We start from the raw sequence: 13,847 nt of genomic DNA, 5'->3' as shown, positions 1-13,847 counted from the left end.
AGAGATGATCACCAAGGTCCTGGTCGCCAACCGCGGGGAGATCGCACGACGCGTCTTCCGCACCTGCCGCGAGATGGGCATCGCGACGGTCGCCGTCTACTCGGACGCGGACGCGCAGGCGCCGTTCGTGCTGGAGGCCGACGAGGCGGTGCCCCTGGGGGGCGCCACCCCCGCCGAGTCCTACCTCCGCGCCGACGCCGTCCTCGAGGCGGCGGAGCGGGTGGGCGCCGACGCCGTGCACCCCGGCTACGGCTTCCTCTCGGAGAACGCCGACTTCGCGCGCCGCTGCGAGAAGGCGGGCATCACGTTCATCGGTCCGGGCGTCGAGGCCATCGAGGCGATGGGCTCGAAGCTGACCGCCCGCGACATGATGGAGGCGGCGGGCGTGCCCGTGCTGCCGGGCCGCGACCTGACCGGCGTGCCGGACGACGAGGTGCTCGCGGTCGCCGAGGCGATCGGCTGGCCGGTCCTGGTCAAGGCGTCGTTCGGTGGCGGCGGCCGCGGCATGCGGGTCGTGCGCGCCGAGTCCGAGCTCCTGGAGGCCATCGCCTCGGCCCGGCGCGAGGCGGGGTCCGCGTTCGGCAACGACACCGTGTTCCTCGAGCACTATGTCGACGAGCCGCGCCACGTCGAGATCCAGATCTTCGGCGACACGCACGGAGCGATCGTGCACCTCAACGAGCGGGAGTGCTCGATCCAGCGGCGCCACCAGAAGATCATCGAGGAGTCGCCCTCGCCGGTCGTGACTCCGGAGCTGCGCGAGCGCATGGGCGCGGCGGCCGTCGAGGCCGGTCGCGCGCTGGGGTACGTCGGAGCGGGGACCGTCGAGTTCCTGCTGGCACCGGGCGGGGACTTCTACTTCCTGGAGGTCAACACGCGCCTGCAGGTCGAGCACCCGGTGACCGAGCTCGTCACGGGTCTCGACCTCGTGCGGCTGCAGATCGACGTGGCCGCCGGTCTCCCGCTGCCCCCGGAGGCCTTCGCCCCCACGATCACGGGGCACGCCATCGAGGCGCGCCTCTACGCGGAGGACGCGCTCAACGGGTTCCTGCCGGCCGCGGGCACGCTCCACCGCTTCGAGATCCCCGAGGTGCCGGGGCTGCGGGTGGACGGCGGCGTCGAGTCGGGCGACGTGGTGAGCACCAACTACGACCCGATGCTCGCGAAGGTGATCGGCTACGGGCGCACCCGCGAGGAGGCGTCCGCCCGGCTCGTCCGTGCCCTCCGGGGGGCCCGGGTCCTGGGCGTCACGACCAACCGCACGCTGCTCGTCGGGATCCTCGAGCACGAGGAGTTCGTGGCCGGCCGCATCGACACGCACTTCCTCGACCGGCTCGACCCGCGCGACCTGGCGCCCACCCCGACGCCGGCGGTGGAGGGCGCGGCGGTCCTCGCCGTCGCCCTCGCGGACCAGGCCCTCGAGCGGGACGGCAGCCGCGTCGTACGGCACGTCGCGTCCGGCTTCCGCAACGTCCGCTCGCAGCTCCAGCACCGCGCGTACGCCGTCGGCGACCGCCGGTTCGACGTCGGCTACGACCTCGGGCGGCGTCCCCGCTTCGAGGTCGACGGGACGGCGCTCGACGTGGTGCTGCACCGGGTGGACCCCGACGGTGTCGACCTGGTGGTCGACGGAGTACGACGCCGGTTCGACGTCGTGCGGGCGCAGGGAGCGGCGTACGTGTCCTGGGCGGACGGCACGCTCGACCTCACGGTGGTCCCGCGGTTCGTCGACAAGGCGGGTGCCCTCGAGGCCGGTTCGCTCCTGGCACCCATGCCGGGCACCGTCGTGCGGGTCAACGTCGCCCCCGGCGACCGGGTCGTCGCGGGACAGACCGTGCTGGTGCTCGAGGCCATGAAGATGGAGCACGCGATCAAGGCGGCCGCCGACGCGGTCGTCGCGAGCGTGCCGGTCAGCACGGGGGGCGCCGTCGACACGGGCACCGTCCTCATCGTGCTGGAGGAGACCGAGGAGGACGAGGCATGAGCGCCACCGGCACGGAAGCCGACACCGACACCGAGGCGGTCCTCTACGAGGTCGTCGACGGCGCCGCCTGGATCACGATCAACCGGCCCGAGGCGCGCAACGCGCTCAACCTGGCGGTGCGGACGGGCCTCAAGGAGCTGCTGCTGCGGGCGGAGGCCGACGACGCCGTGCAGGTGGTCGTGCTCACCGGAGCCGGCGACAAGGCGTTCTGCGCGGGCGGGGACCTCAAGGAGATGGCGAGCACGCGTCTCACGATCCCGCCGCCGGACTTCGTGCCGCAGCCGGGTCGCACCGTGGAGGTCACCAAGCCGGTCATCGCCGCCGTGAACGGGGGCGCGTTCGGCGGCGGCTTCCTCCTCGCCCAGTCGGCCGACCTCGTCGTCGCGGCGGACACCGCGACGTTCGCGGTCTCGGAGGCCAAGGTGGGGCGGGGATCGCCGTGGGCGGCCCCGCTGCCCTGGCTGGTGCCGCCGCGCGCCGCGATGGAGATCCTCCTCACCGGCGACCGGGTGGACGCCCGGCGCGCCCACGAGATCGGCCTCGTCAACCGCGTGGTCCCCGCGGCCGAGCTGCGCGCGGCCACCAGCGCCCTCGTGGCCACGATCGTCGCGAACGCACCGCTGTCGGTGCGGGCGGCCAAGCGCATGGTCTACGCGGTCGCGGAGCACGGGCGCACGCCCGCGTTCGAGGTGGCCGAGGAGATCTGGGCTCCCGTCTACCTGAGCGAGGACGCGCAGGAGGGGCCGCGCGCCTTCGCGGAGAAGCGCCGTCCCCGCTGGCAGGGGCGATGAGCACGCCGGCGGCGGTCGTCGCCGGCCTGGTCGAGGACCTCCGCGCCGAGCGCGACGCGCTGCTCGCCCTGCTGCGCGAGCAGCCCGCGCACGTGTGGTCCCTGCCGACGCCCGCGGCGGGGTGGTCGGTGCACGACGAGATGGCCCACCTCGCGTTCTTCGACGGCGTGACCCGCACGTGCATCGCCGATCCCCCGGCGTTCGTCCGCTTCCGCGACGAGGAGATGGGTGACCTGCAGAGGTACGTCGACGGGGTGGGCCCGCAGCACGCCCACCTGTCGGGCACCGAGGTGCTCGACTGGTGGGAGCGCGAGTCCGAGGGGCTGCTCGTCGCCGCGGCGGCCGCGGACCCGAGCACCCGGGTCCCGTGGTTCGGCCCGTCCATGAGCCTGGCGTCCAAGCTGACCGCCCGCATCATGGAGACCTGGGCGCACGGTCAGGACGTGGTCGACGCCCTGGGGGCCCGTCGCGAGCCCACCGACCGGCTGCGGCACGTCGCCCGGATCGGGGTGCTGGCCTTCCCCAACAGCTACCGCACGCGGGGGCTGGCCGTCCCGGACGTGCCGGTGCGCGTCGACCTCGAGGCACCCGACGGCGCCCGGTGGTCGTGGGGCGACCCGACGGCGGTCCAGGTGGTGCGGGGCCCGGCCGAGGACTTCTGCCTGGTCGTGACCCAGCGGCGCCACGTGGCCGACACCGCGCTCGAGACCGAGGGCGACGTCGCCGCGGAGTGGATGACGGTGGCGCAGGCGTTCGCCGGCCCGCCGGGAGCGGGCCGGGAGCCCGGGCAGTTCCCCGGGGCCGCGCGCCTCCCCGCGTCCGCGGTCGCGACCACGGGAGACGCGTGAGCACCGCGGGGTCCGTCGGCCCGGCCCGGATGCGGGACGGGGCGTTGCGGATCCAGGCGTTCGAGGACTGGCTGCTGCGCGACGCGCTCGGCGCACCCACGTCGGGCGAGCGACCGCACGGTGCGTGGACCGTCGTCGGGTCGTTCCGGGGCATGGGGGAGGGCCTCGACGGCCTCTTCCGGATGCTGGGCGCCGGCACCGACGACGGCGTCATGTTCGGCGAGTGCCGCATCGAGCAGGTCCGGCCGCTGGAGCACGAGCGGGAGTACGTGGTGCGGTGCGAGGTGCTCGGCGCCACCCGGCGCACGGGGCGACGGGTGCCGGTGTTCGACGTGGTCGAGTACGTCACCGAGATCGTCGAGCAGTCCGCGGGCCCCGACGGGACGGCGACCGAGGTCGTCGCGGTGCGGTGCCACGCCTCGATGATCGTCCCGCGGCCGGAGGCGGCGGCGTGAGGCCCCCCGCCGCCCCTGCCGTCACCGCCGAGGCGGTGGGCGACGACCTCCCCGACCTGGCCGTGACCGTCCGGGCCGAGGCGATGAAGCCGACGGCGCTCCTGCTGCGCGACCCGAACCCGATCCACCTCGACCCCGCGGTGGTCCGGGGCCTCGGCCTCGGCGACCGCGTCATCAACCAGGGTCCGCTCAACGTGGGCTACCTGTGGGAGATGCTGGCGCGCTGGACCGGTGACGCCGGGCTCGTGCGCAGCCTCGACGTCCGGTTCACCAGCAACGCCTTCGCCGGCGAGGTGCTCGTGGCGGGCGGCGTCATCGAGGACGTGGCGGATCCGGCGGACGGCGACCGCATCGCCACCTGCGCGGTGTGGTTGTGCGCCGAGGACGGTCGCGACGTCGTCCGCGGCACCGCGCGCGTCGTGCTCCCGCCCCGCCCGACGACACCTGACGACGGAGGAGACCCCCGGTGAAGATCGACCTCTACCCGGGCTTCGGCCTGGAGCTGGGCACCGCTGCCTCGGTGGCGCGGACCGCCGTGGAGCAGGGCTATGACGGGCTGTGGGCGCTCGAGGCGCCGCGCGAGCCGTTCTCCCCGCTCGCCGTGGCGGCCCTGGCCGCTCCGGGCCTGCAGCTCCGCACCTCCGTGGCGGTCGCCTTCGCCCGCAACCCGATGGTGACCGCGGGACTGGCCCACGAGCTCGCCCGGGTCACGGGCGGGGGCTTCGTGCTGGGGCTCGGCACCCAGGTGCGCGCCCACGTCGAGCGGCGGTTCAGCGAGACGTGGTCGGAGCCCGTGCAACGGATGGCCGACTACGTCGCCGCCCTGCGCGCGATCTGGGCGTGCTGGAACGAGGGGGTCCCGCTCGAGCACGTCGGCAGCCACTACCGGCACACCCTGATGACCCCGATGTTCGACCCCGGTCCGTCGGGCGTCGGCGCACCGCCCGTGCACCTCGCGGCGGTCGGGCCGGCGATGGTCGCCATGGCCACGGAGGTCGCCGACGGCCTCGTGCTGCACCCGCTCACCTCGCCCCGGACCTACGAGGAGCGCGTGGCCCCCGCCGTCGGCGACCGCCGGCGCTCCGGCGGGTTCGAGCTCACGTGCCCGGTCCTCGTCGCGACGGGCACGACGGACGAGGAGGTCGACGTCGCGCGCCACGCCGTGCGCAAGCAGATCGCCTTCTACGCCTCGACCCCGGCGTACCGCTGGGTCCTCGACCTGTACGGCGAGGGCGAGCGCGCCGACCGCCTGCGGCAGATGTCGCGCGAGGGTCGCTGGGACGACATGACGGCCCTGGTGACCGACGAGCTCCTCGACGAGTTCGCCGTGACCGCGAGGCAGGAGGACGTGCCTGCCGCCCTCGAGGCGCGGTGGGGCGCGGTCCTCGACCGCGCCGGCGTCTACCAGCCCTACTAGCCCGCCCACCCGGACACCCGGACACCCGGACACCCGGCTCCGGTCGGAGGAGGACCCCGTGCCCCAGCACCACACCACGAGCCCGACCGCGGGCGACGAGCGGACCGCCTCGGTCCCCAGGACGCTGCTCGAGGCGGCCACCACGCACCCGGACGCCCCGTGCGTCCGGTTCATCGACGGCCCGTCCCTCACCTACGCCGCGCTGCTGAGCGAGGTGCGCGCCGTCGCGGGCGCCCTCGCCGCCGACGGGGTGCGCCCGGGCGACCGCGTCGTCCTCATGGTCGGCAACCGGGTCGAGTTCCTGACGGTGGCCCTCGCGACGGCGTGGTTGGGCGCGGTCTCGGTGCCGCTCAACACCGCCCTGCGGGGCGACGCGCTCACCGCGATGCTCGACCTCGTCGGACCGTGCCGGCTCGTCGCCGACGGTGACGTGCTGGTCGACGTGGCCGGCGCCCTCGAGCGCTCCGGCGCCCTCACGCGCACCTGGGTGCTCCCCGCCACGGGGGACGAGGCAGCGCCGTACCGGCTCTCGGGTCTGCCCCCGTGGGCCGAGCCCTTCTCCGCCCTCCGCGACGGCGGTGCACCGCCGGTCCACGACCCGCACCCGGCCGTCGACTCCGACCTGCTCGCCATCCTCTTCACCTCGGGCACGACCGGGCCCTCGAAGGGGGTGATGTGGTCGCACCGCACGGCGCTGGCGTTCGCGGAGAACACCGAGTGGGTCATGGGCTACACGGCCGACGACGTCATCTACACCTGCCTGCCGCTGTTCCACATCAACGCGATGTACACCGCGTTCCTCCCGGGGGTGCGCAACCGGGCGCCGGTCGTGGTGTCCCCCCGCTTCAGCGCCAGCCGCTACTGGACCGAGATCGCCGCGTCGGGCGCGACCGTCACCAACATGCTGGGCGCGATCGGGGCGCTGCTGTGGAAGCAGCCCGAGCAGCCCGACGAGCGTGCGCACCGGTTGCGGCTCGCGATGGTGGTGCCGTTCCCCGTCGGGCACGACGCGGAGTTCGCGGCCCGCTTCGGCACGGACCTGACCGAGCTCTACGGCTCCACCGACTCGGGCATCCCCCTCGGGGTGCCCCACGGGGAGCGCCGTCCCGGGCGGTGCGGGGTGCCGGCGCCCGGGTGGGAGGTGGTGGTGGCCGACGAGCACGACCGTCCGGTCCCCGACGGCACGCCCGGGGAGCTGCTGACGCGTCCGACGCGGCCGTTCGTCGGTCAGCTCGGCTACTGGCGTCAGCCCGACAAGACGTGGGAGGCGCACCGCAACGCCTGGTTCCACACGGGCGACCAGGTGGTGCGCCACGAGGACGGCTCGTTCTCCTTCCGCGACCGTCTGAAGGACGCCCTGCGGGTCTCGGGGGAGAACGTGAGCGCCTTCGAGGTCGAGCACGTGCTCACGGGGCATCCGGCGGTGGCCGAGGCAGCCGTCTTCGCGGTGCCGGGCGAGCTCGGCGAGGATGCGGTGATGGCCAGCGTGGTCCCGGAGGAGGGCCACGACCTGGACCCCGCGACGCTCGTCGCGGAGGTCGCGGACCGGCTTGCCTACTTCGCCGTCCCGCGGTACGTCGACGTCGTCGACGCGCTGCCCAAGACGTCGACGCAGAAGGTGCGCAAGGCCGAGCTGCGCGAGCGGGGCATCACCGGCACCACGTGGGACGGGGGCCAGCGCCGGCGGTCCCGCTGACGACGGCCGGACGCCGACCCTCCGCCCTCACCCCGGGCGGTCCGTTACCGGGGCCCCTCCTAGGCTCCGTGCATGAGTGACGAACGCACCGGGGCGAAGGTCGACAAAGCAGCGGCGGCACTCGGTGTCGAGGAGCCGACGGCGTGGCAGCGGGAGGCGATCTCCGCGGTCGTCGAGGGGCGCGACACCGTCGTGCTGGCCCCGACCGGCTCGGGCAAGTCGCTCGTCTACCTCGCCGCGGCGCGTCTCACCCCGGGCTGGACGCTCGTGGTGTCGCCCCTCATCGCCCTCCAGCGCGACCAGGTCGCGCACCTCGACGGCACGGGCACCCGGGTGGAGGCCCTCGACTCGACCCTCGGCAAGCGCCGTCGCGCCGAGCTCCTCGACGCAGTCGGCCGCTGCGAGGTCGACCTCCTCTTCCTGGCCCCCGAGCAGCTCGCGAACCCCGCGGTCGCGGAGGCGCTCGCCGCCTGCCCGCCCGGGCTCGTCGCCGTCGACGAGGCGCACTGCGTCTCGGAGTGGGGTCACGACTTCCGGCCCGACTACCTGCGGCTCGGCGCCCTCCTGGACCGGCTGGACGACACCGAGGCCCGCGCGGTGCGGGTGGCGACGACCGCGACCGCCGCCGCCCCCGTCCTGGAGTCGCTCACGACCCGGCTCCGGCTCGCCGACCCCACGGTCGTCACCGCCGACCTCGCCCGACCCAACCTGGCCCTCGTCGTCGAGCAGGCGGCCGACGGCGACCGCCTCGACGCGCGCGTGCTCGAGCTCGCCCGGGAGGACCGGGGCGGCGTGACCCTCGTCTACGTCCGCACCCGCGCCCACGCCGAGGAGCTCGCGGCCACGCTCGGCTCCGACGGGCGCCGCGCCGCGGCGTACCACGCCGGCATGAAGCGCGCCGCCCGCGAGGAGGTGCACCGCCGCTTCGACGCCGACGAGCTCGACGTGCTCGTGGCGACCTCGGCCTTCGGCATGGGGATCGACAAGCCCGACGTACGGCGCGTGGTCCACGCGGGTGCCCCGGCCTCGGTCGACGACTACTTCCAGGAGATCGGCCGGGCCGGCCGTGACGGGGAACCGGCGGAGGTCGTGCTCGTGCACCGCCCCGAGGACCGTGCCCTCGGCCGCTTCTTCGCGGCCGGGGTGCCCCGCCGGTCGACGGTCCGCGCCGTGCTCGCCGCGGTGGGTCGGGTCGGCGCCGAGGAGCCGCGCGAGGTCGCCCGCGCGGCGGACGTCGGTACGGCGGCGGCGACGCGCGTGCTGAACCTCGTCGAGCTGGCCGGGGTCGACGCCGACGTCGAGGCCGTGCGCGAGGTCGCCCGGGAGCGGAAGCGGCTCGAGCAGTCGCGCGTCGAGATGATGCTGGAGTACGCCGGCACGGGGCGCTGCCGCGCGGCCTGGCTGCTGGGCTACTACGGCCAGGCGTCCGACGACTGCACGCAGTGCGACAACTGCACGAGCGGCCGCGCCGGCGAGGCGCCCCGGGTGGACGACGAGCGCCGCGGGGAGCGCGTCGTGCACGGCTCGTTCGGGACGGGCGTCGTCGTCGACGCCGACGAGCGTCAGCTCACCGTGCTCTTCGAGGAGACCGGCTACAAGACGCTCGCCACCGAGGTGGTCGACGACCAGGAGCTGCTCAAGCCGGCGTGAGCCTCAGACCCGGCCGCGCAGGATGCGTCGGAAGTAGACCTGCGGAAGGCCGTACCGGTCCACCAGCCACGTCGACCGCCGCGGTCGCGCCAGGTCCGGGAAGGGCACCGTGGGGGCCGGCCGGCCGTCGCGGTCGATCTCGACGAGCATGAGGCGGCGACGGTCGAGCGTGATGGGCATGACCGTGTACCCGTCGTAGCGCGGACCGTCGTCCGCGACAGGACTCCCGGTCAGCCGGTCGGTCAGCCGGTCGGTCAGCAGGTCGGCCAGCACCGCGACCTGACGGCGCAGCGCGCCGCCGGACGGGCGGGTGCGGAGGTCCGCCACGTCGCCGAGGGCCCACACGGCCGGGTGGTGCCGGTGCCGCATCGTCCCCGGGTCGACGTCGACGAGACCGGCCGCGGTGTCCCCGGCCAGCCCCGCGTCGGTGATCCAGCGCGGGGCCCGGTAGTGCGGCACCACGTGGGCGAACGCCAGGTCGTCGGCCACCTCGGTGCCCCCGGGTGACGTGACCGTGACCGACCGGTCGGCGAGGCGCTCGACCCGCGCACCGCGCACCACCCGCACCCCGTACGACGCGAACGCGTCCTCGAGGTGGCGGTCGGGGCCGGCGACGCCGAGCGCCGCGTCGTACGGGAGCACGAGGGTCAGGTCGAGCCGCTGCAGGACGCCCCGACGGCGCCAGTGGTCGCACGCCATGAGCAGCGGCTTGAGCGCGGTGGGTGCGCAGGGCGCGGGCTCCGGCGGCACCGAGAAGAGGAGACGACCGGTCTCGAGGTCGCGCAGTGCCGGCCAGACCCGGGTGGCGGACTCGCCGACGAACGTCGAGGCGGCCCACCCGTCCGCGTACGCCGCGGCGAGGCCCGGCGTCGCGTCCCAGTCCTCCTCCAGGCCGGGGCACAGCACCAGCGTGCGAGCGCGCAGCCGGCGTCCGCCCGCCGTGCGCACGGCGGCGGGGGCGTCGGGACCCCCGGGGTCCACCGCCGTGACGCGGTCCGGCACGAGGGTGCACCCGTCGGGCACGAGGCTGCGGGTCGGGCGCTCCACCGACGACATCGGTGCGAGCCCCGCGCCGACGTAGCTGAGCAGCGGTCGGTAGTGGTGCCGCTCGCGGGGCTCGACCACGGCGACGTCGCGGACGCCGCGTCGGAGGAGGCGGGCGGCCAGCGAGATGCCCGCGTTGCCGCCGCCCACGACGACCACGTCGTGGTCGGCCCCGCTGCCCACGGTCACGCGTCCGGCAGCCGTCGCGTGCGGACCACCTCGGCCGCGCGAGGTCGCGCAGCTTCGTGTTCGTCGTCTGCGAGGTGCGGGCCAGCGCGGCGAACGCGGCGTCGGCCGGCAGGTCGTAGGTCGCCATGAGCAACCCCGTCGCCTGGCCGATGAGGGTGCGCGTGTCCAGGGCGTCCCCCAGCTGCTCGACCTGGGTCGCCGCCGCGATTGCGACACTCACGTGGGCGGCGAAGGTGGCGACCAGCTCGATGTCGTCGCTGCCGAAGGCGGCGGTGCGCGCGCCGTACACCTTGAGGACGCCCAGCACCTTGCCCCCGGAGCGCAGCGGGTGGCTCACCACGCTGTGCATCCCCAGCTCGCGCACCGCGGTCGGCGCCCAGCCGGCCCACCGCTCCTCGGCCGCCATGTCGGGGCTGTGGACGGTCTCGAGCACGGTCATGGCCTCGTGGCACGGGCCCTGCCGGATCTCGTACTGCAGGTCGTCGACGAGCTGGACGCCGCTGCGGGCACTCCGGTCGTCGCCGGGCTCGGGGTGGACGGGAGCACCCGCCGACGCCGGGGAGCAGACCACGTTGTCGAGGCCGTCGCGGGTCAGGACCGAGATGGCGGCGATGTCGCAGCCGGGGACCAGGTGGCGCACCGCGTCGGCGGCGACCTGCACGGTCTCGGCGCGACCGCGACCGGCCTGCATGTCCTGGGCGGCGTCGGCCACGGCACGACGCAGCGCGTCTGGGGGCATCACGGCCCCGATTATTCGTCACGCTCCACGTGCTCGCGCTCCTGCGGGTCGAACTCGACCTCGATGCGCTGGAAGCCCTTGAGGGCCTGGGCCTTCGCCATCTCCTCGTAGGTCTGCTCGTCCGCCTCGGTCAGCACCACGTCGTCGGTGAACGGCGTGAGGAGGGACCGCGGGTAGAGCCGCTCGGCGAGCACCACGTTGAGCTCGATGGCGACGACGACCAGGACGGCCGCGAGGTAGAGGAAGGCGAGCAGGCCCAGGACCACGGCGAAGACGCCGTTCGTGACGGAGCTCGACGCGACGTACCGGCCGACGTAGGCGACGCCGACGTACTGCAGCGCGAGCCACGCCAGGGCGGCGAGCACGGAACCGGGGAGCACCGTGCGCCAGTCGAGGCTGCGTGCCGCCGACAGCCGGAACACGCTCGCGAAGGTCGCGACGTGCACCGCGAGGGTGGTGGCCAGCACGAGCACGCTGCCGAGCGGGCCGAGGAAGGCGGCCGAGCCGATGAGGCCGGCCACCACCGTCGTGCCGACGACGTTGAGACCGATGAGGGCGGCCAGGCCCGCGCTGCGCACCCGGGACGTGACCGGGTTGGGCCGCAGGTGGCGCGGCACGTTCCACGCCGTGTTGGAGGCGTTCTGCACGGCCTGGCCCACGCCGGAGGCGCCGTACAACGCACCGAGGACGCCGATGACCACGCCGGCGACGCCGCCCCCGAGCCCCTCGGGCTGGGCGAGGTCCTGCTGGAGCCCCGGCACCTGGGCCATGGCGGACTCGATGATGCGGGCCTGCAGCTCGGGGTTCCCGTCGAGCACGATGCCCAGGACCGTCGACCCGAGCAGCAGGAGCGGGAAGAGCGAGATGAACCCGTAGTAGGTGATGAGGGCCGCGAGGTGGGGGCCGGTGTCGTCGACGAACTTGTAGACGACGCCCAGCGGCAGGCCCACGGCCCGGCGTCGGCGCTGGAAGGCGTCGATGCGGGCGACCAACGGTGCCATGGTGCGGTCCTCTCGTCGGGTGCGGGGAGCGACGAAGCGGGCCGGGCGGCCCCGAGGCCGCCCGACCCGCCCGTCAGGACCCTGTCAGGTCAGCCCTTGAAGGCGTCCTTGACGTTCTCGCCGGCCTGCTTGGCGGACGACTTGGTCTGGTCGGCCTTGCCCTCGGCCTTCAGCTCGTCGTTGCCGGTGACGTCACCGACGACCTCCTTGGCCTTGCCCTTGAGGTCCTCGGCGGCGTTCTTGGCCTTGTCAGCGATACCCATGGTGGTTCTCCTCTCAGGTGGTGCGTGATGGTTGTCGCCGCGCTCGAGCGCGGACGTGGGTGGAGGTCCTGTCCCGCGTCAGCGGACCCGGACCCGGTCGTCGCCCCCGCCGAGCCGGCGGCGTCGCGGGGACTCGAGGACGACGCGGAAGCGCACGTCGTCGTCGGGGAAGGCCGCCGCCACCTCGCGGGTGCAGGTCGCGGTCGCCTCGGCCAGCGCGTCGGCGTCGGCGGCGGGGTCGACGTGGCCGTGGACCACGAGGAGCGCGTGCCGGCCGCGCTGCTCGGTCGTGCCGCGGGCGTGGGCCACGGGGGCCAGCTCGGCGAAGCGCTCGGCGACGGCCGAGGCCGCCGACCGGAGGTCGACCTCGAGGCGGCCCGTGGGGTCGCTGGCGTCGAGACGCTCGCTGCCCGGGCCGGGGCGGCGCAGGTGCGCCACCAGCCAGGCGAGGGCGAGCAGGGCCAGCACGAGCGCGCCGGCGGCGAACGCCCACGGCCACCAGCTGCTCTCGACCACGTCGACGGCGGCGGTGGTGCTGAGCGCGTCGGCGTAGGTCCCGACCACGCCGTAGCGCCAGTCGAAGGCCAGCAGGGCGATCGCGACGAGCGCCAGGCCCAGCAGCAGGCAGACGGTGCGGTCGAGGAGGCGGAGACGAGGGGTCATCGCGGCAGCTCCTTCGTGACGACGTCGATGCGTGCGGTGGACAGGGAGCCGACGGCCTCCCGGGCGGCCGTGGTGGCCGCCTCGCGGACGGGGCCGGCGTCCCGCTGGGTCGTGACGGCGATGCGGATGCGGCGTCGGGACACGCGCACCGTCTCGGCGGCGACGACGCCCGGGGCGCGATCGGCGGCGTTGCGGGCCACCGCGGCGACGGCCGCGGGGGACACCCAGAGGTCGAGGGCGGCGCCGTCGACCCGGGCGGCGCTGCGCACGTGGGACGTGCGGGCCGGTGCGAAGGACAGCACGGCCAGCAGCAGGCCGACCACGCCGAGCACGGCGGCCGCGACGAGCACGGCGACGCTGGCCGTCAGTCCGTCCAGCGCCTCCACGGCCGGGGTCAGCCAGCTGTCCTGGCCGGAGATCCAGCCCTGGCGCGCGGCGAGGTAGTGGCCGGCGACGACGGCCAGGGCCACCAGCGCCAGTGCGACGAGGACCGCCACGATGCTGGACGCGGGCAGCGAGCGCGGCGCCGCCTTCACCGGGGTCGGCAGGGATCCTGTCGTGCTCACTCCACCCTCCTTCGCGGTTGGTCGGTGTCGCCGGGGGCGACGATGTGCACGGTCACGTCGACCGAGCTGATGTGGACGCCGGAGTAACGGGCGGCCAGGTCCCGGATGCGGTCACGCACCTCGACGGCGATCTGCGTGACGGCGCAGGGCCAGACGCAGGCGACGTCGGTGGTGACGCGGGCGCTGCGGCCGTGCATCTCGACGGAGGTGCGGCCCTGCCCGGTGAGACGGGCCAGGCCGGTGCGGTGGGCGACGGTGCCCGGCGTCTCGAGGGCCGCCTGCTCCACGAGGGTGCGGATGGCCTTGGTGCGGACCTCGAGCGTGCCCCGGTCGGCGGCGTCGACGGTGGTGGGGTCAGTCACGACGTCCTCGCAGGATGGCGCCGAGGTCGAACTGCCCGTCGACGTGGCCGCCGAGCAGGTAGCCGCCGCCGCCGAGGACGACGGCGAGGAGCAGGCCGAGGAAGCCGCCGGTGGTGACAGCGAGGGTCAGCAGCAGGCCGGCGACGAGGCCGAGGCTCGAGGTGGTCATGGTGGGTACT

General features: G+C 74.9%; 15 protein-coding genes and 1 pseudogene. 8 read left to right on the top strand and 8 right to left on the bottom strand.

Annotation, left to right across the window (positions count from 1 at the left end):
• Positions 1-4: 4 nt before the first annotated feature.
• From QE405_RS13525 to QE405_RS13490, 8 genes are all read left to right on the top strand, one after another.
• A complete protein-coding gene (locus tag QE405_RS13525) occupies positions 5-1,984 on the top strand; it encodes an acetyl/propionyl/methylcrotonyl-CoA carboxylase subunit alpha (RefSeq protein ID WP_163774331.1) in 1,980 nt (659 codons plus the stop codon).
• Entirely contained in the window at positions 1,981-2,775 is a 795-nt protein-coding gene (locus QE405_RS13520) for an enoyl-CoA hydratase/isomerase family protein (protein WP_163774333.1), read from the top strand. Before QE405_RS13525 ends, QE405_RS13520 begins: the two co-directional genes overlap by 4 nt.
• Positions 2,772-3,623, top strand: coding sequence for a TIGR03084 family metal-binding protein (locus QE405_RS13515; RefSeq protein ID WP_163774337.1), 852 nt, complete (start codon positions 2,772-2,774; stop codon positions 3,621-3,623). Before QE405_RS13520 ends, QE405_RS13515 begins: the two co-directional genes overlap by 4 nt.
• Positions 3,620-4,078: a hypothetical protein gene (locus QE405_RS13510; protein WP_163774339.1), complete on the top strand. Its 459-nt coding sequence runs from the start codon at positions 3,620-3,622 to the stop codon at positions 4,076-4,078. The genes QE405_RS13515 and QE405_RS13510 overlap by 4 nt, the downstream gene beginning before the upstream one ends.
• The gene (locus tag QE405_RS13505) at positions 4,075-4,548 is read left to right on the top strand and encodes a MaoC family dehydratase (protein ID WP_163774341.1); all 474 of its coding nucleotides are present in this window, start codon (positions 4,075-4,077) and stop codon (positions 4,546-4,548) included. The genes QE405_RS13510 and QE405_RS13505 overlap by 4 nt, the downstream gene beginning before the upstream one ends.
• On the top strand, positions 4,545-5,495 hold the full coding sequence (locus QE405_RS13500; RefSeq protein ID WP_307201555.1) for a TIGR03617 family F420-dependent LLM class oxidoreductase: 951 nt from the start codon (positions 4,545-4,547) through the stop codon (positions 5,493-5,495). The genes QE405_RS13505 and QE405_RS13500 overlap by 4 nt, the downstream gene beginning before the upstream one ends.
• A 58-nt stretch (positions 5,496-5,553) precedes the next feature.
• A complete protein-coding gene (locus QE405_RS13495) occupies positions 5,554-7,191 on the top strand; it encodes an AMP-binding protein (protein WP_307201553.1) in 1,638 nt (545 codons plus the stop codon).
• 72 nt (positions 7,192-7,263) lie between these two features.
• On the top strand, positions 7,264-8,841 hold the full coding sequence (locus tag QE405_RS13490) for a RecQ family ATP-dependent DNA helicase (protein ID WP_307201551.1): 1,578 nt from the start codon (positions 7,264-7,266) through the stop codon (positions 8,839-8,841).
• A 3-nt stretch (positions 8,842-8,844) separates the two neighbouring features.
• Here QE405_RS13490 and QE405_RS13485 read toward each other — a convergent pair whose 3' ends face one another.
• The 8 genes and pseudogenes from QE405_RS13485 to QE405_RS13455 all read right to left on the bottom strand — a co-directional run bounded on the left by QE405_RS13485 (position 8,845) and on the right by QE405_RS13455 (position 13,837).
• Positions 8,845-10,074, bottom strand: coding sequence for an NAD(P)/FAD-dependent oxidoreductase (locus QE405_RS13485; protein WP_307201549.1), 1,230 nt, complete (start codon positions 10,072-10,074; stop codon positions 8,845-8,847).
• Between the two features lie 46 nt (positions 10,075-10,120).
• A pseudogene (locus QE405_RS20950) lies at positions 10,121-10,765 on the bottom strand (GAF and ANTAR domain-containing protein); the annotation flags it as partial.
• 59 nt (positions 10,766-10,824) lie between these two features.
• Entirely contained in the window at positions 10,825-11,814 is a 990-nt protein-coding gene (locus QE405_RS13480) for a YihY/virulence factor BrkB family protein (protein WP_307201548.1), read from the bottom strand.
• An 89-nt stretch (positions 11,815-11,903) separates the two neighbouring features.
• Complete coding sequence (locus tag QE405_RS13475; protein ID WP_307201545.1) at positions 11,904-12,077, bottom strand: CsbD family protein; 174 nt, start codon at positions 12,075-12,077, stop codon at positions 11,904-11,906.
• A 78-nt stretch (positions 12,078-12,155) separates the two neighbouring features.
• Positions 12,156-12,740 carry a hypothetical protein gene (locus QE405_RS13470; protein WP_307201543.1) on the bottom strand — a complete coding sequence of 195 codons (585 nt, stop codon included), beginning with the start codon at positions 12,738-12,740 and terminating at the stop codon, positions 12,156-12,158.
• Complete coding sequence (locus QE405_RS13465; RefSeq protein WP_307201542.1) at positions 12,737-13,306, bottom strand: DUF6286 domain-containing protein; 570 nt, start codon at positions 13,304-13,306, stop codon at positions 12,737-12,739. The genes QE405_RS13470 and QE405_RS13465 overlap by 4 nt, the downstream gene beginning before the upstream one ends.
• Positions 13,303-13,668, bottom strand: a complete 366-nt coding sequence (locus tag QE405_RS13460) for a hypothetical protein (RefSeq protein WP_307201540.1) — start codon at positions 13,666-13,668, stop codon at positions 13,303-13,305. The genes QE405_RS13465 and QE405_RS13460 overlap by 4 nt, the downstream gene beginning before the upstream one ends.
• The gene (locus tag QE405_RS13455; protein ID WP_307201538.1) at positions 13,661-13,837 is read right to left on the bottom strand and encodes a DUF2273 domain-containing protein; all 177 of its coding nucleotides are present in this window, start codon (positions 13,835-13,837) and stop codon (positions 13,661-13,663) included. Before QE405_RS13455 ends, QE405_RS13460 begins: the two co-directional genes overlap by 8 nt.
• Positions 13,838-13,847 lie beyond the last annotated feature (10 nt).

The sequence above is a fragment of the Nocardioides zeae genome (assembly GCF_030818655.1).
Classification (GTDB): Bacteria; Actinomycetota; Actinomycetes; order Propionibacteriales; family Nocardioidaceae; genus Nocardioides; species Nocardioides zeae_A.
This window is presented reverse-complemented; position numbering and strand designations above follow the sequence as displayed.